The 23,710-nt window shown below is 37.0% G+C and carries 25 protein-coding genes; 17 read left to right on the top strand and 8 right to left on the bottom strand.

Annotated features, from left to right (window positions below; all coding sequences use genetic code 11):
• Positions 1-52: 52 nt before the first annotated feature.
• Positions 53-448: a (deoxy)nucleoside triphosphate pyrophosphohydrolase gene (locus tag ACJ2A9_RS16155; protein WP_441422704.1), complete on the bottom strand. Its 396-nt coding sequence runs from the start codon at positions 446-448 to the stop codon at positions 53-55.
• 267 nt (positions 449-715) lie between these two features.
• Between ACJ2A9_RS16155 and ACJ2A9_RS16160 the strand changes: the two genes are divergently transcribed.
• The 12 genes from ACJ2A9_RS16160 (at position 716) to ACJ2A9_RS16215 (ending at position 11,305) form a co-directional block, all read left to right on the top strand.
• Complete coding sequence (locus ACJ2A9_RS16160) at positions 716-1,060, top strand: ArsR/SmtB family transcription factor (protein WP_441422705.1); 345 nt, start codon at positions 716-718, stop codon at positions 1,058-1,060.
• A 25-nt stretch (positions 1,061-1,085) separates the two neighbouring features.
• Complete coding sequence (arsB, locus tag ACJ2A9_RS16165; protein WP_441422706.1) at positions 1,086-2,156, top strand: ACR3 family arsenite efflux transporter; 1,071 nt, start codon at positions 1,086-1,088, stop codon at positions 2,154-2,156.
• A 26-nt stretch (positions 2,157-2,182) separates the two neighbouring features.
• Positions 2,183-2,602 carry an arsenate reductase (thioredoxin) gene (arsC, locus tag ACJ2A9_RS16170; protein ID WP_441422707.1) on the top strand — a complete coding sequence of 140 codons (420 nt, stop codon included), beginning with the start codon at positions 2,183-2,185 and terminating at the stop codon, positions 2,600-2,602.
• A 41-nt stretch (positions 2,603-2,643) separates the two neighbouring features.
• Positions 2,644-2,997 (top strand): arsenite efflux transporter metallochaperone ArsD, encoded by a 354-nt coding sequence (arsD, locus tag ACJ2A9_RS16175; protein ID WP_441422708.1) that lies wholly within the window; start codon positions 2,644-2,646, stop codon positions 2,995-2,997.
• Positions 2,998-3,015: 18 nt separating this feature from the next.
• Positions 3,016-4,785, top strand: coding sequence for an arsenical pump-driving ATPase (gene arsA / locus ACJ2A9_RS16180; RefSeq protein WP_441422709.1), 1,770 nt, complete (start codon positions 3,016-3,018; stop codon positions 4,783-4,785).
• A gap of 225 nt (positions 4,786-5,010) precedes the next feature.
• Positions 5,011-5,196 (top strand): hypothetical protein, encoded by a 186-nt coding sequence (locus ACJ2A9_RS16185; protein WP_441422710.1) that lies wholly within the window; start codon positions 5,011-5,013, stop codon positions 5,194-5,196.
• A complete protein-coding gene (locus tag ACJ2A9_RS16190) occupies positions 5,189-5,743 on the top strand; it encodes an endolytic transglycosylase MltG (protein ID WP_441422711.1) in 555 nt (184 codons plus the stop codon). Before ACJ2A9_RS16185 ends, ACJ2A9_RS16190 begins: the two co-directional genes overlap by 8 nt.
• Before the next feature lie 201 nt (positions 5,744-5,944).
• Positions 5,945-6,712, top strand: a complete 768-nt coding sequence (bioW, locus tag ACJ2A9_RS16195) for a 6-carboxyhexanoate--CoA ligase (protein ID WP_441422712.1) — start codon at positions 5,945-5,947, stop codon at positions 6,710-6,712.
• A 24-nt stretch (positions 6,713-6,736) separates the two neighbouring features.
• Positions 6,737-7,924, top strand: a complete 1,188-nt coding sequence (bioF, locus tag ACJ2A9_RS16200; RefSeq protein WP_441422713.1) for an 8-amino-7-oxononanoate synthase — start codon at positions 6,737-6,739, stop codon at positions 7,922-7,924.
• Between the two features lie 12 nt (positions 7,925-7,936).
• Positions 7,937-9,169, top strand: a complete 1,233-nt coding sequence (locus ACJ2A9_RS16205; protein ID WP_441422714.1) for a cytochrome P450 — start codon at positions 7,937-7,939, stop codon at positions 9,167-9,169.
• 104 nt (positions 9,170-9,273) lie between these two features.
• A complete protein-coding gene (locus ACJ2A9_RS16210) occupies positions 9,274-10,686 on the top strand; it encodes a Na+/H+ antiporter NhaC family protein (RefSeq protein ID WP_441422715.1) in 1,413 nt (470 codons plus the stop codon).
• A 229-nt stretch (positions 10,687-10,915) separates the two neighbouring features.
• Positions 10,916-11,305: a hypothetical protein gene (locus ACJ2A9_RS16215; protein WP_441422716.1), complete on the top strand. Its 390-nt coding sequence runs from the start codon at positions 10,916-10,918 to the stop codon at positions 11,303-11,305.
• A gap of 195 nt (positions 11,306-11,500) precedes the next feature.
• Here the strand turns inward: ACJ2A9_RS16215 and ACJ2A9_RS16220 are convergent, their stop codons facing one another.
• From ACJ2A9_RS16220 to ACJ2A9_RS16235, 4 genes are all read right to left on the bottom strand, one after another.
• Complete coding sequence (locus tag ACJ2A9_RS16220; protein WP_441422717.1) at positions 11,501-12,112, bottom strand: NTP transferase domain-containing protein; 612 nt, start codon at positions 12,110-12,112, stop codon at positions 11,501-11,503.
• Positions 12,057-13,118, bottom strand: coding sequence for an XdhC family protein (locus tag ACJ2A9_RS16225; protein ID WP_441422718.1), 1,062 nt, complete (start codon positions 13,116-13,118; stop codon positions 12,057-12,059). The genes ACJ2A9_RS16220 and ACJ2A9_RS16225 overlap by 56 nt, the downstream gene beginning before the upstream one ends.
• Positions 13,119-13,256: 138 nt before the next feature.
• The gene (locus tag ACJ2A9_RS16230) at positions 13,257-13,457 is read right to left on the bottom strand and encodes a capping complex subunit for YIEGIA (protein ID WP_441422719.1); all 201 of its coding nucleotides are present in this window, start codon (positions 13,455-13,457) and stop codon (positions 13,257-13,259) included.
• Positions 13,457-14,377 (bottom strand): YIEGIA family protein, encoded by a 921-nt coding sequence (locus ACJ2A9_RS16235; RefSeq protein WP_441422720.1) that lies wholly within the window; start codon positions 14,375-14,377, stop codon positions 13,457-13,459. The genes ACJ2A9_RS16230 and ACJ2A9_RS16235 overlap by 1 nt, the downstream gene beginning before the upstream one ends.
• A gap of 209 nt (positions 14,378-14,586) precedes the next feature.
• On the opposite strand from ACJ2A9_RS16235, the gene ACJ2A9_RS16240 reads away from it, so the two are divergent.
• Genes ACJ2A9_RS16240 through ACJ2A9_RS16250 form a run of 3 tightly spaced genes read left to right on the top strand, consistent with a single transcriptional unit; the run spans position 14,587 to position 18,216 of the window.
• Positions 14,587-16,908, top strand: coding sequence for a xanthine dehydrogenase family protein molybdopterin-binding subunit (locus tag ACJ2A9_RS16240; RefSeq protein WP_441422721.1), 2,322 nt, complete (start codon positions 14,587-14,589; stop codon positions 16,906-16,908).
• Positions 16,908-17,753 carry an FAD binding domain-containing protein gene (locus ACJ2A9_RS16245; RefSeq protein WP_441422722.1) on the top strand — a complete coding sequence of 282 codons (846 nt, stop codon included), beginning with the start codon at positions 16,908-16,910 and terminating at the stop codon, positions 17,751-17,753. Before ACJ2A9_RS16240 ends, ACJ2A9_RS16245 begins: the two co-directional genes overlap by 1 nt.
• On the top strand, positions 17,746-18,216 hold the full coding sequence (locus ACJ2A9_RS16250) for a (2Fe-2S)-binding protein (protein WP_441422723.1): 471 nt from the start codon (positions 17,746-17,748) through the stop codon (positions 18,214-18,216). Before ACJ2A9_RS16245 ends, ACJ2A9_RS16250 begins: the two co-directional genes overlap by 8 nt.
• A 65-nt stretch (positions 18,217-18,281) precedes the next feature.
• On the opposite strand, the gene ACJ2A9_RS16255 is transcribed toward ACJ2A9_RS16250, so the two are convergent.
• A complete protein-coding gene (locus tag ACJ2A9_RS16255) occupies positions 18,282-18,551 on the bottom strand; it encodes a hypothetical protein (protein WP_441422724.1) in 270 nt (89 codons plus the stop codon).
• A 257-nt stretch (positions 18,552-18,808) separates the two neighbouring features.
• Here ACJ2A9_RS16255 and ACJ2A9_RS16260 point away from each other — a divergent pair, with 257 nt between their 5' ends.
• Entirely contained in the window at positions 18,809-20,488 is a 1,680-nt protein-coding gene (locus ACJ2A9_RS16260; RefSeq protein WP_441422725.1) for a ribonuclease J, read from the top strand.
• 199 nt (positions 20,489-20,687) lie between these two features.
• Positions 20,688-22,016, top strand: coding sequence for a S8 family peptidase (locus ACJ2A9_RS16265; protein ID WP_441422726.1), 1,329 nt, complete (start codon positions 20,688-20,690; stop codon positions 22,014-22,016).
• Between the two features lie 50 nt (positions 22,017-22,066).
• Here the strand turns inward: ACJ2A9_RS16265 and ACJ2A9_RS16270 are convergent, their stop codons facing one another.
• Positions 22,067-22,417: a c-type cytochrome gene (locus tag ACJ2A9_RS16270; protein WP_441422727.1), complete on the bottom strand. Its 351-nt coding sequence runs from the start codon at positions 22,415-22,417 to the stop codon at positions 22,067-22,069.
• Between the two features lie 101 nt (positions 22,418-22,518).
• Positions 22,519-23,709: an MFS transporter gene (locus ACJ2A9_RS16275; RefSeq protein ID WP_441422728.1), complete on the bottom strand. Its 1,191-nt coding sequence runs from the start codon at positions 23,707-23,709 to the stop codon at positions 22,519-22,521.
• Between the last annotated feature and the right edge of the window lies 1 nt (position 23,710).

A 23,710-nucleotide genomic window follows, 5' to 3' on the forward strand; every position in this document is an offset into this window, starting at 1 on the left:
GTGCGCTCTACTTTTTTATGAAGTTATTCATAAAAATCTATGCTTGTGTAACTTACTCTTTATTCATCAATTGTTGAACCGCAGGAAGGTCAGCAGGGGCCCACTTAAGAGAGGAGAGGTTTTCTTTTTTGAGCCAAATTAGTTTTGAGTGCTCATTTGGAACAGGTGTACCTGAAATAATTTTTGCACGAATGGTAATTAAGTTAATACCTACATTTTCATATTCGTAAGTAGTGTCAGTGTATTGTTCGATTGTTTCAATTTGACAGCGAAGCTCTTCTTTTATCTCTCTTTTTAAGGCTGTATAGATATCTTCATCTTTCTCTACCTTCCCTCCAGGAAATTCCCAGAAATATGGGGTCGACATACGAGGAGAGCGAAGCGCACATAGGATTTCCTGATCTTCATTTTCAATAATAGCTGCAACAACTTTAATAATCTTTTTCAAATTTTAGCCCCCTTATTAATCATCGATGTGAGTTGTGGAAGAATGAAATTAACTTGATTCTTTACAAAACCTTAACATAGTAACTGTTGAATTTTATATATAAGTGCAATATTATATAAGTAGATGATTATATAAAGGTGACATTTCATTTCTAAACATTATTGTATACTATCATGAACAATTAAAAAACTATTCATACTAAGTTATATCTTGTATATAAGCATATTATTATATCTTTATGTATGGATAAGTAAAGGAGGAAAGTTGATGGGAGCAGCAACGATTGACATTGATAAAGCGGCAACAATATTAAAATTGCTAAGTGATAAAACACGTTTGACGATGTTGAAGATTCTTGATTCTCACGAGTGCTGTGTTTGTGAATTTGTTGAAATCTTTAAAACGAGTCAACCTGCGATTAGTCAACATCTTCGAAAGCTAAAGGACATTGGCTTAGTCAAGGAAACTAGAAAAGCGCAATGGATTTTTTATTCGCTGAATAAAGAACATGCCGATTACCCGATTGTTCATTCTGTTCTTCGGCTTCTGCCAAATCAAGAGTATAAATTAACGGAATTGACAGAGCTTGGGCTACGGATTTCATGTGATTAATAAATTAATATAGGAGTGTGAAGAAATGAGTAATGATAGTAGAGAAGAAGAGAAAGGGATTGGCTTTTTTGAACGCTATTTAACGATATGGGTGGCACTATGTATTCTTGTTGGTCTAGCGGTAGGGCAGTGGCTCCCGCAGGTTCCAGAAACACTTAGCCAATTTGAATATGCCCAAGTATCAATTCCAGTAGCTATATTAATATGGCTGATGATCTACCCAATGATGGCGCAAATCGATTTCAAAAGTGTTGTCAATGCGGGGAAAAAGCCGAAAGGACTCGTTGTTACACTGGTTGTAAATTGGATCATTAAGCCTTTTACAATGTTTTTCTTTGCCTGGTTATTCTTCAAGGTGATATTTTCACCATTTATTTCAGGAGATCTTGCGACAGAATATATTGCCGGTGCTGTACTCTTAGGAGCTGCTCCTTGTACGGCAATGGTTTTTGTTTGGAGCTATTTAACAAAGGGTGATGCAGGGTACACATTGATTCAAGTATCGGTCAATGATTTAATCTTGATTTTTGCTTATGGACCGATTGTTATGTTCTTACTTCGAATTAATGATGTTATTGTTCCGTATGAAACCGTCATTCTATCGGTTGTCTTATTTATTGTCGTTCCATTAGCGGCAGGTTACATTTCTCGGGTGCTTTTAATAAAAAATAAGGGGAAAGAATGGTTTGAACAAGTGTATTTGAAGCGAGCCGGAAAGTTTACTATGGTTGGACTTTTACTTACCTTAATCATTATTTTCTCTTTCCAAGGTGAAGTGATATTAAATAATCCATTTCATATTGCTTTAATTGCGATTCCGTTAATTATTCAAACGTTCTTAATTTTTATTATTGCTTATTATTGGGCGAAAAAGTGGCGGCTTGAGCATAGTGTTGCGGCACCTGCTGCGATGATCGGAACGAGTAATTTCTTTGAATTAGCTGTTGCTGTGGCGATTGCTTTATTTGGCCTGAATTCAGGGGCTACCTTAGTAACGGTTGTAGGGGTTCTTGTTGAAGTGCCGTTAATGCTTTATTTAGTCAAAATCGCCAATAATACAAGACATTGGTTTCCTGCAGCCAAATTAGCAAAATAATTAATTTCAAAAAGGAGATTGGGATCATGAGTAAAAAGACGATTTATTTTTTATGTACAGGAAATTCTTGCCGAAGCCAGATGGCAGAAGGTTGGGCGAAGCAATATTTAAGTGATGACTGGAATGTTTATAGTGCGGGTATTGAAGCACATGGTCTAAACCCTAATGCGGTAAAAGCGATGAAGGAAGCGGATATTGACATTTCAACGCAAACATCAGATATTATTGATCCTGAAATTTTAAATAATGCTGATTTAGTCGTGACATTATGCGGGGATGCAGCAGACAAATGCCCAATGACACCACCACATGTAAAAAGAGAACATTGGGGATTCGATGACCCAGCGAAAGCAGAAGGAACAGATGAAGAGAAATGGGCATTCTTTGAACGTGTTCGTGATGAAATTGGCGAAAGAATCAAGCATTTTCGTGATACTGGGAAGTAAAAGTGTATGAGTAGCTTCAAAATAAATAGGGGGGTATTGGTATGAAAAAAGTAGAAATCTATGATCCGGCGATGTGTTGTCCAACTGGAGTATGTGGTCCAAGTGTTGACCCTGAATTAACAAGAGTAGCAACAGCGATTTATCTTCTTGAGAATAAAGGCTTTGATATTAAACGTTATCAGTTAACAACTGATCCTGATAAATTTGCTAAAAACAATGTTGTGAACCAGGTATTACATGAAAAAGGACCAGACGCTTTACCGGTTGTATTAGTGAATGGTCATATTGAAAAAGTAGGGAGCTACCCTACAAATGAAGAGCTTGCACAATTGTTTGAGGTGAAACTGGAAGAGATCACGGAAAAACCAAAAGATCGTGTTTCCTTTGATTTATAATAGAAAGAAGTGATAAATATGCTTTCAGTATTTCAGCCAGAAACGGTCATTCAAACTCCTTTTTTATTTCTGACTGGCAAAGGCGGAGTAGGTAAAACGTCAACTGCTTGTGCAACAGCGGTGGCATTAGCGGATAGCGGAAAGAAGGTACTGTTAATTAGCACAGACCCCGCTTCCAATTTACAAGATGTCTTTGAACTCGAATTAACGAATACACCTCGAGCAGTACCTGCTGTTGAAAACTTATATGCAAGTAACTTAGATCCCGAAAGCGCAGCCTATGACTATCGTGAAAAAGTAGTAGGCCCGTATCGCGGCAAACTTCCTGACTCTGTTGTTGCTACAATGGAAGAACAATTATCAGGAGCGTGTACTGTAGAGATTGCAGCTTTTGATGAATTTACGAGTTTGTTAACAAATTCCGACATTGTCAATGAATTTGACCATATTATTTTTGATACAGCACCTACTGGACACACGCTACGGTTATTGCAGTTACCAACGGCTTGGAGTGGGTTTTTAGAGGAAAGCACACACGGAGCTTCATGCTTAGGACCATTGTCCGGTCTTGCTGATAAAAAGGATCTCTATGCAAAAACAGTGGATGTACTTTCTGATCGTAGTAAAACAACATTATTACTAGTAGCTAGACCTGATGCATCATCACTAATGGAAGCGGATCGTGCTTCCAAAGAATTAAAGGAAATTGGAATCGAAAATCAATTACTTATTGTAAATGGACTTCTTCAACACCATATTGAGGAGGATGAGGTATCATCAGCATTCTATCATCGCCAAATGAATGCTCTAGCTGAACTTCCTCAAAATTTACAACAGATAACAACGTATTCCGTACCATTTGTATCTTATTCATTAACTGGTATTAATAACCTTCGTCAATTATTTAAACAAGACAGCATGCCTGAAAATGAGTTAGAATGTGATCGCGAAATAACGAACCTTCCAAGGCTGAATGACGTGATTGAAGATTTCTCAGCAAGCAACACGAGGTTAATCTTTACAATGGGAAAAGGTGGAGTAGGCAAAACAACAGTAGCTTCTGCAATTGCTGTTGGATTAGTAGAAAAGGGACATCGTGTTCATTTAACGACTACAGATCCTGCTGCGCATTTAAACTACCAATTTCAGAGTGATCACCTAAATGAAAACTTAACAATAAGCAGCATTAACCCGAAAGAAGAAGTTGAAAAGTATAAAGCACAGGTCTTAGAAAATGCCCGCAAAGAGCTGGATGAAGATGGAATCGCGTATTTAGAAGAAGATTTAAATTCACCGTGTACAGAGGAAATTGCTGTTTTTCAAGCTTTTGCTGAAGTCGTTGCCAAGTCAGAAAATGAAATTGTTGTGATTGATACAGCACCAACAGGACATACGCTATTATTGTTAGATGCAGCACAGTCCTATAGTAAGGAAATTGCAAGATCGACTGGTGAAGTACCTGAAAGTGTTAAAAAGTTACTACCGCAAATAAGGAATGCTGAGGAGACAGCGGTAGTTATCGTTACACTAGCTGAAGCAACACCAGTATTGGAGGCTTCCCGATTACAAGAGGATCTAAAACGAGCCGATATCTCTCCCGAGTGGTGGGTGATTAATCAAAGCTTGTATGCAACAAATACAAAGGACCCAGTACTAAGAGGGAAAGCGAATTCAGAAAAACAGTGGATTATTGATGTACATGAGAAAAAGGCAGAAAAATGTGCGATTATTCCTTGGTTTAACGAAGAAAAGATCGGTTATGAAAAGCTAAAAGATTATATTCTGTAACATTAGTAGGACTAACAATCGTTGGTCCTATTTTTTATTCCAAAGTTAAATAAGAAAGATTTGCCATTCAAATTCAGGTCTTACGGTTCATTTTATCTACCTAAAAAAATGCTATGATTTTATAGGTTGTATAAAAGTGTCGAATAATGACGATCTCAGCATTATCAATGTTTAAGAGATTCGACTATTTTTAATCGAAGCTTGGATTTAAAGGGGTGACTAGAATTGACGTTGTTGATCATTGTATTGATTCTATCTGGAATAGGATTATTCATCTATTCTTTCTTTGCGAAAGATTATGAATCAGAAGTAACGAATCAAGTAAGTAATGTACATATTAATCTTATGCGTGAGATTACGGAATTAAAAGATAAAATGAAAAGCATGGAGGAAAACAATAACCGTGGATAAACATACTGCACGAGGACTAGCGATGGGACTAATCATTACAGCCATTGCTCTAATCCTTTTTAAGCCTGTCTTTGCAAATGAACCTGTCAATACAAAAGTACATGAGGAAATGATTACTCAGGAAAGCATTCAATCATTTTTAGAGGAAAATAACTTCATTGTCGTTCATAAAGAAGAATATGAAACTTTGATCAGTGGTCAGAGCGATAATAATTCACAAGATGAAGCATCTAATCAAAAGACTGAAGAGACCAGCACAGTTGAGACACCTAAGCAACAATCAACAGCCGAGCAACAAAAAGCTGAAGAGAAAAAAGAAGAAGAAAATCAAGTTGTAACACATCAGATTACGATTGAAAAAGGGATGGTAAGCAGGGATGTTGCAATCCTATTGAAGCATAGTGGTCTCGTTAGAACTGAAACTGAGTTTATCAAACGATTAGAGGCTAAAGATGCTGCAAAATATGTACAAATCGGTACATATAAATTAGATACATCGATGAGCATTGATCAAATCATATCTGTCATTACGAGAAATCGAGCGTAATAATCTCTACAGTAAAAGGTCTTACGGATGTTTCCCCGTAAGACCTTTTACTGTTATTTTAATTTTTATTTCCTGATTTTTTTTTAAAGTTTAGAAACATTGACAAAATAAATTGAAAAATATATATTTGTATTGTTAACTCTTTGTTTATTTAAGTTAACAAATTTGTTTTTGCTAAATATAGGTAAGGAAGGTAGGGTTATGAAAGACGAAGAGCTTTATAGTGTTAGAATGAGAGCAGCCAAGGACAGAGCTCACGAACAGGGTGGAAAGCATATATCTGGTGGGGAATTACTTTCTACTTTTCAAGATCTAAAACAGTCAGTGAATGTTTTAATGGAGAAGGCATTGAATCATTCTCGTGGAAAACCTGATTTTTTACAAATTCAGTTTGAAGTGATTAATGAACCGATAAAATTCGTTGAGCCATTACAGGTAGAAACAAATAAAGTTAATTCTGTAGAAGAAGGACAAGCTTTGGCACGAAGATTGTTAGAAAAGTCAGGAGTCCCTAAAAGGATGATTGAAAAGGCATATAAATTAATTTCAGAATGTTCAGATAGTAGAGGGGCAATCTTGTATGATATTCATTCTGGTGAACGAATCGATGACCGAAGTGAAAAAGGTATAAGAGTTTCTAGAATGGATTGGTCTACACCTAATTTTGAGCAGTGGGCGATTGAAAACAGCATGCAAAAAAGCAATAGAGTAAAAGAGGCTCTTGTTCTGGCAACAAAAGTCTGCGACCATCCCTCAACGATTGCAGAGTTATGTTGGTCTGATGACCCTGATTATATTACAGGCTATGTAGCTAGTAAGAAACTTGGCTATCAACGGATTACGAAACTAAAAGAGCCTGGAGATGAACGAGGTTGTCGCATCTTTTTTGTTAATGGATTACAAGATTTGATGTCATACATAGACTATTTAGAAAAACAGCCGATTTTTATTCAGTGGAATAAAAAATAATGGATATTTAAGGGGGCTTACTTAGTGTCAAGCTTTGATAGTTGGTTAAGTAAACGTATAGATAAAACAAAAAAGGCTGGATTGTATCGAACATTACGAACGATGTATTCGGCCCCACACTCTGAGATGGAGATTGATTGGCAAAGACAAACAGTTTTCTCTTCAAATAATTATTTAGGGCTCGCGGGTGATGAGCAGCTGATTTACGCTGCAGAAGCGATTCTACATGAGTTTGGGGTAGGGAGTAGTGGTTCAAGACTGACAACTGGGAATACAATATGGCATAAAAATCTCGAAAAACGTATTGCCAGTTTTAAACAAATGGAAGCTGCTCTTCTTTTTTCGAATGGATATTTAGCGAATCTTGCAGTACTGACATCATTACCTGAACAAGGCGATGTGTTTATAAGTGATCAATTAAATCATGCCAGTATTATTGATGGCTGTCGTCTTTCAAAAGCAGATACCGTCGTTTACCGGCATATTGATATACATGATTTAGAAGAAAAATTGAAAGAGACAAAATGTTATCGACGACGCTTTATTGTGACGGATGGGGTGTTTAGTATGGATGGTACCATTGCCCCGCTAGATAAGATTATGCGGCTTGCCAACGATTATCATGCTTACGTTATTGTTGATGATGCTCATGCTACGGGTGTGCTAGGGAGAAATGGCAGAGGAACAAATGAATATTTTGGCGTCAACCCTGATGTTGTTATTGGAACATTGAGCAAGGCGGTTGGTACAGAAGGTGGTTTTGTTTCTGGGACAAAAGTGCTTGTCGACTTTCTAATTAATCATGCAAGACCATTCATTTTTCAAACGAGTATCCCACCATCGAGCTGTGCCGCCTCATATGTAGCATTAGAATTGATTGAACGTGGTAGTGAAAAGCGAAAACAATTACTTTCAAATGTTAAATATATAAAAAATAAGCTTGAAAATTTAGGTTTTACTGTAAAAGGTGATGAAACACCCATTATCCCAGTTATTATTGGTGAACCGGATGCTTCTGTAACATTTTCCAAAAGGTTACAAGAAAAAGGCATTTATGCGCCAGCAATTCGACCGCCAACAGTCCCGCATGGAGAAAGTCGAATTCGTTTAACAGTTACTACTGAGCATAGTTCAACACAAATAGATCATTTATTAGATTCGTTTAAAGTAATTGGGGAGGAATTAAAAATAATCCAAGTAGTTAAAAGTTAGGGAGGAAGAGAAATGATCAAAGACGTACCGCAAGCATTTAATAACATAAAAGCAACAACATTTTCCCTCACTTCTCCACAGTTTTTACATAATCCTTATCCTTTTTACGATCAGCTACGTACTACAAATCCGATTACAAGGCTAACTCTCTTAAAATATTCTGGCTGGTATGTCACCGGATATGACGAGGCTGTCGCTATTTTAAAGGATACTAGATTTAAAAGTCGCATCCCATTACCTGAGAGATCAAAAAAATATCAAGATCTAAAAAAAGTACAGAATAATATGTTGCTTTTTAAAAATCCACCTGATCATATGCGTTTTCGACTACTCGTTAGTAAAGGCTTTACCCCACAGACTGTCGGAAAGTATCGTCCATATATAGAAGAAACGGTTCATGAACTACTTGATGCAGTTCAGAAACACAAAAAGATGGATGTTGTGGCCGACTTTGCCTTTCCTTTAGCTAGCCTGATTATTGCAAAAGTATTAGGAGTCCCAGCACAAGACCGCTATCAATTTAGAGAATGGACTATCAGCCTAATTCAGACAATAGACATTACACGAACGAGAAAAAACCTAGCAAATGGTAACGAAACGACAGTGAGATTACTAGATTATTTTAAAGTACTAATTGAAAATCGAAAGAAACATCCTCAAGATGACCTTATTAGTACATTAATTAAAGAAGAGCAGCAAGGTGATAAGCTATCAGATGATGAAATACTGTCAACCTGCATTTTACTCGTGATCGCTGGACATGAAACAACAGTAAATCTCATAAGTAATTCGATGTTAGCTTTATTACATCATCCTGAACAATTAATGGTGCTAAAAGATAATCCTGATTATGTTCAGACAGCAGTCGAGGAGTTTCTACGCTATGAAAGCCCAACACAGATGACTGCTAGAGTTGCATCTGAAGATATCGAAATCAATAAGACAATGATTAAAAAAGGTGAGCAAGTGTATATTCTTCTGGGTGCTGCAAATCGTGATCCAAATAAATTCACCAAGCCTAACCAACTAAATATAACAAGGAATCCTAATCCTCATCTGGCTTTTGGCTATGGAAATCATTTTTGTCTTGGATCAGCTTTGGCTCGGTTAGAAGCAGAAATCGCGATTCGAATTCTTCTACAAAGAATACCAAACATCGAACTGAGGACATCTGATGTTCAATGGAGAAAGCTGATTGGATTTCGATCGCTTAAAGAACTTCTAATTACATTCAATAAAAAATAGTAATAGTTTAGTTAGTCAGTTAAAGTATAATATTCCATCTTAATCACAAGATAAGCTTGTTATTTAAAAACGGGTAAATTATATTCTAAGATAGGTGATAAAAGATGGAAGCAAACTGGCTTTCGATTATTCCGTTTTTAGTTGTTATCCCGGTTGCGATTTTTACAAGACAAGTCCTTCCTGGATTATTTCTCGGCTTGCTGGTTGGATCATATATTAAGGAACCATCTGTTATTGGTGGTATCCAAGCGATGTTTACCTACATTGTCCAAGCCATTATTGATCCAAACAATATCAAAATTATTGTCTTTTTATACGCATTTTCCGGACTCGTTGGGATGATTAAAATGACTGGAGGGATTAGAGGGTTCGTTGAGAAAGCAGCGGAAAAAATTAAAACAAGGAGACAAGCTCTTGTTTTAACTTATGTTTCGACGATTGGGACGTTCATTGCTCCTACGTTTCGTTTTGTTACAATAGCCCCAATCATGAGAGCACTCTTAAAAAAAGTGAAAATGACGACTGAGGAGCTCGGCTTTGTCATCGAGACAACAGCAACTCCGATTATTGTACTGATTCCTGTTGCAACGGCATTCGTAGGTTATATGGTTTCGATCATTCAAATCGCGACGCAAAATCAGGACATCAATGTAGATCCATACTCGCTTTTTATCCAAAGTATTCCATTTAACTTTTTTTCAATTGTTACAATAATACTTGGGGTGTATTTAAGCTTTTTCCACCATTCAAAAAAGAAGTCACATGCACCAACACAAATGGAAGAGAAAACAGAAGAGGAAGAAGATTGGCATGATTGTCATCCTGCCGTCGCAAAGGAATTGCCTATTAAACCAATGAATCTCCTTCTGCCATTAATATTGGTTATTGGTTTTACGTTATTTTTAACTTGGTGGGATGGTCATGAAAAAGGGTTCGGTTTTTTTCAAGCCTTTATAAAGGCTGATGTTCTTGATGCAATGGTTGTCGCCCTCCTTATTACGGTTTTGTTGTCGATGATTTTTTACTTACTTCAACGATTTAAATTAGAAGAGTTGATTACTGGATTTATCACAGGCGGCAATGATCTAATGTCTGTCATTTTACTATTATCTGTAGTCTGGGGCCTCTCTTCGATTACAGACGATTTAGGTTTTTCAAGCTTTGTAATTGCTTATACAGATTGGATTCCGCAAATGTTCATTGCCCCTCTTATCTTTGTATTTGGAGCAGCCATTTCCTATTTTATTGGATCGGCCTGGGGGACATGGGGAATTTTAATGCCGCTTGGTGTGTCATTAGCCAGTGTCGGAGGAGTATCATTACCGCTAGTGATTGGAGCTGTATTTGCCAGTGGTTCTTTTGGGGCATTTGCTTCACCGTTAAGTGACGATACAAATACAATCGCTAAAATTTTAGGTCTTTCTGTGATCGACTATGTGAAATTTAAATTAAAACCAGCGTTAATAGCAGCCGCAATCTCAACTGTACTGTACAGTATAATAACGTTTATATTTTAACTGGCGTCTTTTATTAAAAGTCTACGATCACAGGATTTTTGTTTGATTTTCAAAATACATGTATCACAATCAGAATCTCTTAGTTCAAAAAGAACTGAGGGATTTTTGATGTATAAAAAAACTAAATATTTCTTCATTTAAAAAAGTATTATACAAAAAACAATTGATACAGATAATCATTATCAATTATAATAGGGTTATATCTATTGTAATGAGAGGGGAGTTTTTTATGTGCTTTTATATTGTCGTAAAAAAAGCATTTGAACATAAGGTGGATTGTTTTCATTCCGGTCAGCAATACCGGGATGTTTTTCGATTTAATCGAGGGGATGTCATAGAAATTACACAGGAACGTAAGTATATAGCTGAATTGGGCTGGTATTTTAGAGTAAATATTAACAATATTGTTTCGTATTTTATGTCCATAAGCGCTATTGAAAACTATTACAGAGAAAATAAAGTTTGTTCATTATTAGATCTTGAATTAGAGGTAAACTACTGGGACTTTCAAGTTGATACTGCATTAGAGAAACGGGAAGAAAATTTGTTTCAGACTGGGGCCAAACAATTAAAAAAGGTAAAAGAGTTGTACCAAGACGTATATACGAAAGTTTATTAATTACTATTTAAAATTGGTAAAAGAATGTATAAGAGAAAATGATTCTTTACCATTTACATATGAGTGTAGAGTCTGAGGTGTAATGGTGATAGGTGTCTCAGAAGTATAAAAAAAGACTTGTATCATTGACTAACTAAAAGATACAAGTCTTCCGCAATTTAAAGCTTCGGAAGGTACAACAGTTAAGACATAGGATTATTTTATTTTATGTATAAATGATGTATCATTTAAAAGTGATTTGTATTGTTTAACTGTATCGACATCTAGAAAGTGTCTCTTATCACTAAATTTGACGATTAAGCCTTGAGAATTATTTCTTATTATTTCACGTGCCCCTATGTCACCTTGTAATTTAAATAAAGCAGGGAATAGAGTTGAATCAAACATAACCGGCGGACTTATTATTCCGTTATAAGATGCAGCAATATAACTGTTTTTTTCTTTTTTGTATAAAGTAACGATGTGATTGATAATTTCTTTTGTAACAAATGGTTGATCAGCAAGTAAAATCATAACGGCCTCAGCATGCCTTTTTATTGCAGTTGTAAGGCCACACTTTAATGATTCTGCCTGCCCTTTGCTTGATTGTTCACACTGGACAAGAACACATTTTGTTAAGGAAAGATGGTTTGGGAGCCATGAGAGGGAATCTGCTTGATTAGTTACAACGATAATTTTATCTAAATTAGATCCAATTGCTGTTTCTAAAGCGATACTTCCCAATTGTTTGTTACCTAAAGGGAGAGCTAATTTAGGACATCCCATTCTTTTGCTTTGACCAGCTGCTAGGTAGATTCCAAAAATCATGGTTATCTTCCTTTCGTACGGTTTTGATGACATCAGCAAGAATACTAATTGCGATTTCCTCAGGTCCAATTGCACCAATAGGAAGACCTACTGGGGAATGAAGCCACGTTGGGATTTCCTTCCCTTCTAAAAGTTGATATGTTCGTTTTCGTGGCCCTAAAATACCAAGGTACTGTAATCTGTTTTGTAGAAGCGTTTTTAGGATCTCTCTATCCTTTTGAAAATGATGTGTCATAATAATAACAGAATCATTGGTTTGAAACGAAAAATAATATAAAAGTGAGCTTGGATCATCAATAATAATATCATCGGCATCTGGAAAATAGGTTTTATGACAAAGTGCTGGACGCCAATCCGTAATAATTACCGTAAAGCCTGCTTTAGCTGCAAAGGCGGAAAGCGGTCTTACATCTGGACCTGCACCAAATATGATTATGCGTGGTTTAGGATTAAAGACTTGGATAAAGTAACGTTCATTCTCTAGATCATATATTCCATTTTTGCAGTTGGAAAAAACCTGGATTAATTGATTTGGGTTTTCGTTAGTCCATTCACCAAATACGTTCTGATTCTCTGTGATAAACGTGTAATCAATCACATTACCTTTCCCTGATAATTTTTTGACGTGAAGAACAGGGATCCCTTGATCTAAATAGTTTTTTACAATGATAAAATGTCGCTTGAGTTTATCATCGATTCGCTCTAATAGTACTGAAATCTTTCCATTACACCCGCTTCCTTGTCCCCATGATAAGTCATCTTCTACACTTAAATCGTATTCAACCGTATGGGAGTCGTTTCCTTGGATGATGCCTATGGACCTCTCTGCCAAGTCTGCTTCTAAACAGCCTCCGCTTAAAAGACCAATCTGTTTATTACCTTCTATATAAAGCATCATTGCTCCCTCTTTACGATAGGAGGAACCCTCGACATGAACAATTGTAGCTAACATCTTCTCATGATTGGGATCCTGAAGGGCTTTCAAAATGGTAAATAGCTCGTTCATTACTATCCCTCCAATTTATTGTATCGGAAGCTCATATTATCTTTATGAAGAATAGAGGCTAGTTAAAACGAAAATTTCTTTTAAAAAAATAAAAGACCACTACCAATGTGGTCTTTCAATTTAGGAGAGGGAATTTTCTTATTTTTTTATAATTAAATAATCACCACTCTTGAGTTCAACAATATCAGCTAAAAATGATTCAGCAATTGTCTCGGCAAAATCAATCAATTCTTCTCTATTGTTTGCTAATATTGAGAGAGGCGCACCACCTAAATATCGGTTTTTATCAGTGGTAACAAAGGCCAGTATTCCTTGGATCTGTTGTCCGTTGTTTCCCATTATTCTTCTCCTCCTACTTTTGCCTTTAATAATTCTGGATTCTTTTTGACTGTTTCTAGCAAAGGAGTTAGTAAGATGGTTTCTTTCAACAAATCAATATTCTTAATGATTGGTACGATTGCAATGACAATTGTACCTGGTCCTGGATTTTGGATACTATATAATTTCTTCTGTCCCAGTCTCCGTGCCACTTCAAATAAGATGGCTTGCCGTTGACCACTATTCGATAGAGGGATTAGAAAGTGATTTTCGTTTGGATGGATCACCGCGGCTAATCCATCTTGTAAGAACCATTCTTTTGCTTCCTCCCTCCCCATCAAATGGGAGACAAAAATATCATTCACGTACAGGTCAGAGTCTCTAATTTCTATTTTTCCTTCAGTAACGGTAGCGATATCTTTTATTTTTTGTCGTGCTGTAAATCGCTTTAATAGATAGAATATGCTAAACCCGACTATTGAACCGCATACAATTTCTACCCATGCATCAACCTCTAAAAGTCGTTGAAACAGTAAAATTGTTAGAGCAGTAGAAAAGGAAACGAGTAATACGATATAGTTTCGGGCTTCGAATATTTTTGAAATCCCGTCAATGTAAGCATCACCACGTTTTGAAAACTCTTCTCCTTCAAGATCTAAGAGACTTTCTCTTTCTATTTTCCGGACATCACGAAAATGTTGGATAGCTAAGGCAAGAAATGTAACAGCTGTAAACTCTTTTTCCATTAGTGTCGGAATGATAAATGCGCCGATTGCAGCTGCAAGTGCTCCGGTTACTAAATGAATTAAGTAGCCATTCGGATAATTAGGGTATTGCCTATAATCAAGTTTAATTGAAAGGAAGCGTACGAGTGTTCCGATTAGAGTTGCTGTAATAATAAGTACTAAGTATTCAGGTGAAATACCATCATTGTTAGGCATTTTTTCTTAACTCCTTCTTTAAAATTACAATAATAGAGTTTGTTACATGTCTTTTTTTATACAAAATGGTAAATTTTTTAGTGTTAATAATTTTTTTCCTTATGGCATGAATGATTCATGTAACGAGAACCAATAATATTCAAATGTATATATTTTCAAGTGCCAACTATTAAAGACTTAGAAAATGTTTATAGAGGTGGCTAATAGATATGAGTGGGTATATTGGAAAGAGTATTTTCCGAAAAGAAGCACTGGAAAAAGTAACGGGAGCGGCAAAATTTACTGATGATTTTTCTGCAAAAGGGATGCTACATATTAAGTTAGTTGTAAGTTCATATGCTCATGCCAAAATTAAAGCAATTGATACGATTAAAGCTCACAATGTAGCAGGTGTTCGAGCGATTATTCTTGGTCAGCCGTTCCCTCTAACTGGAGAAGAAATTAAAGATCGACCTCCTATTGCCTATGAGAGAGTTCGATATCATGGTGAACCAGTAGCCGCTGTTGTAGCTGATACTCCTGTACAAGCAAAGAAAGCAGCTGATTTAATAGAAGTTACGTATGAACCACTCCCTGTTGTGAATTCACCAAACGAAGCACTTCTTCCAGGAGCGACGTTAGTCCATGAAAAGTTAGCGTCTTATGAAAGAATCGAACATGTATATCCAGAAGAAAATTCGAACATTGCTGATCGTACAAAAATACGAAAAGGGAATATGGAGCAAGGATGGGCCAAGAGTGATGTAACGGTTGAGGCTAGTTTTTCCTTTTCCCCATCAGATCATATCGCTATGGAAACAAGATGTGTGACTGCCGAAATTCGTCCAGATGGTTTTGTTGTGTTTTCATCTTCTACACAGTCACCATATGTAATCAAAAAACTAATGAGTGATTACTTTAAACTAGAGGAAGGTAAGATCATCGTGAATACACCGCTAGTAGGAGGAGGCTATGGCGGGAAAGTAGCTGTACAGCTAGAGTTAATTGCCTATATGGCCACACTTGCTGTTGGTGGGAGACCTGTTAAACTTTTAAATAGTCGGGAAGAGGATATGATAACTTCTCCAGTACATATAGGGCTTAATGCAAACATTAAGCTTGGAGCGACAAAAGATGGGAAATTAACGGCAGCGGAAATGTGGTATATGTTTGATACAGGGGCATATTCAGATAAAGGAGCGACGATAAGTAGAGCGGCTGCAGTTACTTGTACAGGGCCTTACAACATAGAGAATATATTCTGTGATTCTTTATGCGTATATACGAATCATACATATGCCACTGCATATAGAGGGTTTAGTCATTCTGAGATTTTATTTGTTTTTGAGCGGGCAATGGACATGCTTGCTGAAAAGTTAAATATAGACCCCATAGAGATACGTAGGATAAATGCCTTTCTTCCTGGACATACAACACCAACGCAAATTCGTCTTAATGAAAGTACTGTCGGTAATTTACCCCAATGTATTGATCAGTTAAAACGAGTAATGAATTGGGATGAAGGACAAGTTATTCAAATGAGTGAGCGGAAAATAAGGGTAAAAGGTATGAGTTGTTTTTGGAAAACATCGACCATTGATTCTGATGCAAGCTCCGGGATTGTAATCTTATTTAATAGAGATGGAAGTGTAAATATTGAATCGGGAGTAGTAGAAATCGGTACAGGTACGAAAACGATACTGGCACAATTATTAGCAGAAAAATTAAAAATGGATGTTAATAAAATCTATGTCAAGATGAACGTTGATACCCAAACTACACCAAAACATTGGAAAACAGTTGCTAGTCGAAGTACATTGCTGGCTGGTAGAGCATTACTGAAAGCTGCTGATGATGTGATCACCCAATTAAAGGATACCGCTTCACGTGTACTCATGTGCTCACCCGATGATTTAGAGGTAGGAAATGAAATGATTTACGTTCGTGATGAGCCTGACACATTTATTAATGTAAAAGAAGTTTGTCACGGATATAAGTATCCAAGTGGGTATTCAATTGGAGGACAAGTTATTGGGAGAGGGAATTATATGCTAAGGCATTTAACTCATCTTGATCATGAGACCGGTATTGGAAAACCTGGACCAGAATATACAGTAGGAGCTCAGGGGGTCGAAGTGGAGTTCGATACACGGGATTACACATACAAGGTACTGAAGGCATACTCAGTAATCGATGTCGGGAAAGTACTAAACTTAAAAGCAGCACAGGGTCAAGTGATGGGTGCAATGAGTATGGGACTCAACTTCGGAAGCAGTGAAACATTTGAATATAGTATTGATGGGAAAGTACTTAATCCTCGTCTTCGAACGTACACACCATTTCGTTTTGGTGATCATCCAGAATATGTCGTTCATTTTTTGGAAACACCTCATATTGATGGTCCATATGGAGCGCGTGGTGTTGGTGAACACGGCTTAATCGGGATGCCAGCAGCCTTAGCTAATAGCTTATCGAAAGCCTCCGGTGTCAATTTAAATAAGCTGCCAATAACTCCTGAATCTATATGGAGGGAAAAAGGCGGTGAATTTTAATGATCTCATATGATTTTGAATATTTTAAACCAACATCTATTGAAGAAGCGACTGATCTATTTTGGTCGCTAGATGAGCAAGGCAAGAATCCTCTTTATTTTTCGGGTGGAACAGAAGTGATTACATTAGGTAGAAATAACCAAATTAGGACAGGTGCTGTTATTGATATTAAAGGGATTCCGGAGAGTCTATTTCTAAAAAAAAATCCAAAGGAGTTAATACTAGGAGCGGCACAATCGTTAACAAAAATTCGAGAGACACAGTTGTTCCCATTTTTAAGTAAAGCAATTGTCGAAATCGCCGACCATACTGCCCGAAATAAAATAACGTTAGGTGGAAATATTTGCGCTAATATTATCTACCGGGAAACCGTATTACCACTTCTATTAACAGAAAGTCAAGTAGTGATTGCAAGTCATACCGGTTTAAAGCAATTTCCGATTAATCAAATATTTAAGGAGAAGCTTAAATTAGAGAAAGGTGAGTTTCTTCTACAAGTCATTACAGAACAGAGTGAGATTGATTTACCATTCCTTAGCGTAAAAAAAAGAAGACAATGGGATGTTGGCTATCCCTTAATAACAACTGCTGCCCTTAAAAAGAATGAATACATCAAAATAGCATTTAGTGGATTATGTGCGTTTCCATTTCGTAGTGAGCATATAGAGGAAGTTTTAAATAATCGTCAGTTATCGATTGAAACAAGAATTAGAGAAGCGATTCAGCTAATGCCAGCACCTATTCTTGAAGATGTTCACGGCTCTGCAGAATACCGATTGTTTGTCTTGAAAAACACGTTACATGATGTGTTGGATACATTCGAAGGAGAAAAAAGTAATGTTTAAATCTGAAATAACGTTAACGATTAATGGTGAAGAACGTACAGTATATGTACGGAATGCTGATACATTATTATACGTACTGCGTGAGGAGTTAGGATTAACAGGGGCAAAACCGGGTTGTTTAAATGGTGATTGTGGTGCATGTACGATTGACGTGGACGGTGATTCTATGAAGTCATGTCTTATGCTTGCTGTGGAAGCCGTTAATAAAAAGGTGACTACAGTAGAAGGACTTCATCATGCACCTATTCAAACCCAATTTATCGAAAAATTCGCTTTCCAATGTGGGTATTGTACACCTGGTTTTATTATGAATTGTAACGCTTTAATCCAAAAGTATCCAAATGCTGATGATAAAATAATAAAAGATTGGTTAGAATCAAATATTTGTCGTTGCACTGGCTATCAAGAAATTGAGGAAGCTGTTAAAACGCTATTAAATAATAATTTGAATGACTCTTTTTGATTCGAGTTTATCATATTCATCATAATGACAAGGTCCCTATAGAGCGATCCAAATAGGGCCTTGTTTTATTGCTGGCTCAGTTGTTGTACTTGCTGTAGTTGCTGACTTAACTGTTGTAACTGTTGTTGGATCAGATGAAATTGTTGCTGTTGTGCTGGCTGGGCACTATTTTGAGCTTGTTGGACTTGGCCAGTTGCCTGTTGTAGTAGTTGTTGCGCTTGTTGAATGGCTAGAGGGTTTGCTTGTTGTGTTGCTTGTTGTATGGATTGTTGAATTTGTTGAAGCGTTTGTTGAGCTAATAGAGCGGCTTGTTGAGCCTGTTGGTTCTGTTGCATGTAGATTCCTCCCAAAAAAAGAGTCTTGAATTGTACTTTTATTTATCTTCTCTTTATTACATAGAGTTATACACTATTGTTAAAAGGTTATATTTACTTGTTACATCGATGCTGATTCGATATCTAAAAGTTGACTTGGTAAGGAAGAGGTTTTTTATTAGTTTTTTAAAGAGAGATGAACATACTGTCTACTCTGATAAATAAAAAGCGTAATGGTTATACTATGAATATTACTTTTCTAGTAGGGGGTAGTATTCGTGAGCGCAAAAGAGGGTGTATTATCGATATTCGCTTTAGGTGGCTTAAATGAGATAGGAAAAAACATGTATGCGATCGAGTATGCAAATGAGATTATCATCATTGACTGCGGGAATAAATTCCCAGATGAAAGCCTATTAGGTATTGATTTAATTATTCCAGACATTACATATTTACTAGAGAATAAAGAGAAGGTAAAAGCACTAATTGTTACACATGGACATGAAGACCATATCGGCGGAATCCCGTTTTTCTTAAAAAAAATAAATGTTCCCGTTTATGCGACACGCTTTACTCTTGGATTAGTGGAATTAAAATTAAAGGAACATAAAATTCTGCGGGAGACCGAGTTGATTGAAATTGACGCTAACGCAAACATTTCATTTGGAAATATTCATGTGAACTTTTTCCGGGTCAATCATAGTATCCCAGACTGTTTAGGAATCGTTTTTAAAACGCCAGAAGGGAATATTGTTCATACGGGTGATTTTAAATTTGATTTAACACCTGCAAATAATGAGGACCGCTCAGATATTCATAAAATGTCTGATATTGGAAAAGAAGGTGTATTGCTGCTGCTGTCTGAGAGTACAAATGCCGAGCGAGCAGGTTCAACTCCATCTGAGCAAATTGTCGGCAAACATGTTGAGGAGGCCTTCCGAAGATCGGAAGGAAAAGTGATTCTTTCAACATTTGCTTCGAATATTAGTCGTGTCCAGCAGGTCGTCGATGCTTGCGAAAAAACATATCGAAAACTCGCCTTGCTTGGACGAAGTATGGTTAATGTCGTTGAGGTTGCAATGGAACGTGGGTATTTAAGGGTTCCAGATGGAATGTTAATTGAGAAAGAACACATCAATGAATTGCCTCCTGAAAAGGTTGCAATCCTTTGTACCGGGAGTCAAGGTGAACCATTAGCTGCGCTTTCCCGATTATCAACTGGAAATTTTCGCGGAGTTGAAGTACTGCCAGATGATACGGTAATTTTTGCGGCAGGTCCGATTCCCGGGAATGAAAAAAGCGTAACAAGGATCGTTGACAATTTATTTACACTCGGTGCGAACGTTATTTATGGATCAGGCAGTTCATCAGGGATGCATGTTTCTGGTCATGGATATCAGGAAGATTTGAAACTGATGCTCACATTAATGAAGCCGACCTATTTTATACCGATTCATGGTGAATACCGAATGCTGCATCATCACCGCTTGTTAGCTGAATCAGTTGGCGTAAAGCCAGGCAATACGTTTATCATGAATAATGGTGATGTGGTTGATATAGAGCATTCAATTGCTCGTCAAACCCGTAAAATCCATGCAGGAAATACGTATGTCGATGGGGTAGGAGTTGGTGATGTCGGAGAAATTGTCCTTCGAGACCGCAAACAGTTGTCTGAGGATGGGATGCTTGTTACTGTATTAACATTAAGTAAATCGGAAGGAAAGCTTGTGTCGCCGCCTGATACGATTTCCCGTGGGTTTGTTTTTAATAAGGATTCAGGGGATTTAATAAAAGAAGTGAATCGACTTATTACAAAAGCGGTAAACGAAATTCAAAAAACGAATAAACATAACCAGTGGAGTGCAATTAAACAAAACATTAAAAAATCTGTAGGACAATATTTATTTACACACACAAAACGAAAACCAATGATCCTTCCTATAATTATTGAAGTATAAGATTGAGATTTGGGTTTGGATAATAAAGGTAAGGAGCGTTACATCTGCTAGCGCTTCTTTTTTTCGTTTTAACAAACAAAACGAATCGTAAATTTTACATAGGTATAAACATATTTCAGAGATTCATAGACAACTATCGGGGGCAAAATTTGATAATGATCATAGAGTAATTGCAAATATCAAATTAGGAGGAAATGTGATGTTTGGTTATTCTATGGTACAAATGGTACGTACTTATGCACATAAACTAGACAAACCTTTGCGTGAGACTATTCTAAACGTATATAAACCATTTAAATGGACACCGTGTTTCTTGCATAAATGGTTTGAAGGAATGATCATGAAACGAAAAAAAGTTTCGGTGATCATTGAATTCGAAAAGGGGTGCCACCAAGAAGGATCTATACAGGTAGAGCAAATATTTCAGAGTCACAGCGGCTGTAAAATTAGACAGGATTTTAGTAGAATCTCTTGCTGCAGTGCGAATATTACGCCGCTTGCATTAGAAAAAATGCTCTCTAGCTGTAATATGATTCGAAAGGTTTATTTAAATCGTGAAGTTAAGGCTCTTCTTGACGTCGCTGTTGAATCAGCAAGCGCTCGTCATGTTGAAAGAGGTGGAACAACACTAACTGGAAAAGGCGTTACGATTGCTGTCATAGATACGGGAATTCATACCCATCAAGACCTAGAAGGGAGAATTGTTGATTTTGTAGATTTCATTAATGGTCGAACTGAGCCTTATGATGATAATGGTCATGGAACACATTGTGCGGGAGATGCTCTAGGAGATGGTTCGGCTTCCTCTGGATTATATAGGGGCCCCGCTCCGGAAGCAAATCTCGTAGGAGTTAAAGTACTAGATAAATTAGGCTCTGGATCTTTAGAAACGGTCATCCAAGGAGTTGATTATTGTATTACCTATAATGAAATACATCAGGACAGAAGAATTGATATAATAAATATGTCCTTAGGAGCTACTGCTCAACCCTTTGAAAAAGAGACGGATGACCCAATGGTAAAAATAGTAAATGAGGCATGGGATAGTGGAATTGTCGTTTGCGTAGCTGCTGGAAACGAAGGGGATGATCCTGGTACGATTGCAAGTCCAGGAGTCAGTGAAAAAGTCATTACAGTCGGAGCGTTAGATGATCGTAATACTCTTGATAGATCAGACGATGATGTCGCTAGTTTTTCGAGTAGAGGTCCAACGATTTATGGTAAAGAAAAACCAGATTTATTAGCACCGGGGGTAAATATCATATCATTACGTTCCCCAAAATCTCTTATAGATAAGCTGCAAAAAGGGAGCAGAGTGGGAACCGATTATATTTCACTATCAGGGACTTCGATGGCAACACCGATATGTGCGGGAATAGTTGCTTTGATCTTACAGCAGCAACCAACTGCTACACCAGATGATGTGAAATATCGTCTGAAAAACGGTACTGATTTATGGAGAGAAAATCGAGACCGCTATGTTTATGGAGCGGGTTATATTAATGCAGAAAATTCAGTTCCTCAGTAAGAATCAAACGCTCGGATCAAAATATATCCGAGCGTTTGATTTCGATACTGTTATTTGTTTTGATCAGCAATCCATGCAGCAAGATTTTCGGCTTCATTTCCTTTTACTAGGCCCCCGGGCATACCTGTAGCACCGTTTTTTATTGTACTAAGAATTTGCTGATAATCTAAACCTTGGTTTTTCAGTGGGGGTCCAGAAGCCCCTTCTAAATTTTGGCCATGACAGCCGATACAGCTTCCATATGAAGCCTCAGCTTCATCGACGTTAAAATCTTGTTCGGCCTCATGTTCAACCTTTTCAGCTAGTTCCTCAGGGTTATCATGAGCAGGTGCCGGGTCTTTCGGGACACAAGCGCCAACTAAAAAGGCGATACAGGTTAAAGTGAAAATTAACTTTTTCATCGAAAAGGAGCCTCCTCATAAAAAATAATGTGATAGGTGAGATCTTTATCTCTTGGTAATTATTCCCTGATCACTTTTTTTCATGTATTAAAGACAAAGAATTATGAAACCTTTTCAACAGCAGTTTGGACTGTATTCTGTTTTAGTAAAATAAAGGAGTATATGAATAATAACCCAACCAAAGACAAAATAGAAAATCCATAGATGAATTGATAACTTGTAAATGAAGCTATGACCCCTAACCCGATTGAACCAATGGCAACACCAAGGTCCATTGCTGAGAAGTACATGGCATTGGCAGTTCCTTGTTTCTCTCTATCAACAAATCGAACAGCGATAGCTTGAAGAGTAGGTGCTATTGTGCCATATGCCGTACCGTAAAAAACACCAGCAATAAGTAAACTCGTTGCACTTTCGGTGATTGATAAAAGGAACAAACCAATGATACCACTTATTACACCAGGAATGATGATGACTTTATGTCCTAAGCGGTCAAAGATTCTTCCCGAAATGGGCCGAACAATCACCATTGAAATGGCAATGATTAGAAAAAATAGTGATACAGAACCACCGATATTTGCTTCCTTCCCTAATTCCCTTAGAAAGCTAATCACCCCGCCCAATGAAAAACTGAACATACTGACAAGAATACAAGGTAAAAGGGCCCGTTTATCAAACGCATACTCTTTGAAAGAAACTATTTTTGTACTTTGATTCGTCCCAGTAAATTTCGGAACTTTGACAAACAAGCAAAGAAAAAGGGATGCGAGTGTAAGCGTGATTGATAAGGTAATCATTAGGTTGTAAGAATAAAACTGCAATATTGATAGGGCAAACATTGGAGCTAATGTCGTTCCAACACTCGTAGCCATACTGTAGTAACCGATTCCTTCTCCAAGTCGGTGTGATGGGATAATGGCTGTTGCCATTGTTGAAAAGATTGTCGTAATGATTCCAAAGCCGATACCGTGTAAAACTCTCAAGACCAATAGTAAAGCAGTAGAATCTTGCCCGTAACTTATCCCAACGGTAATGGCAATAAAAATAAGGGTCAAAATGCTTATCATTTTAATATTTACTTTATGAATGAGAAAGCCTATTAAAGGCCGTGTCACAATAGCCGCAACCATAAAAACCGTTGTCATTAATCCTGCTTGTGCTGGGTTGTTTTTAATCTCCGTAATGTATGCTGGAAACCCAGCTGTTAAAAGTTGTAAACATATAAAAAATAAAAAGGCCATCATTAATATGGCAACGTATTGTCCAGTCCATAATTTTACTTGCTTATTCATT

Source organism: Anaerobacillus sp. MEB173, assembly GCF_052119505.1.
GTDB lineage: Bacteria > Bacillota > Bacilli > Bacillales > JBJMAU01 > JBJMAU01.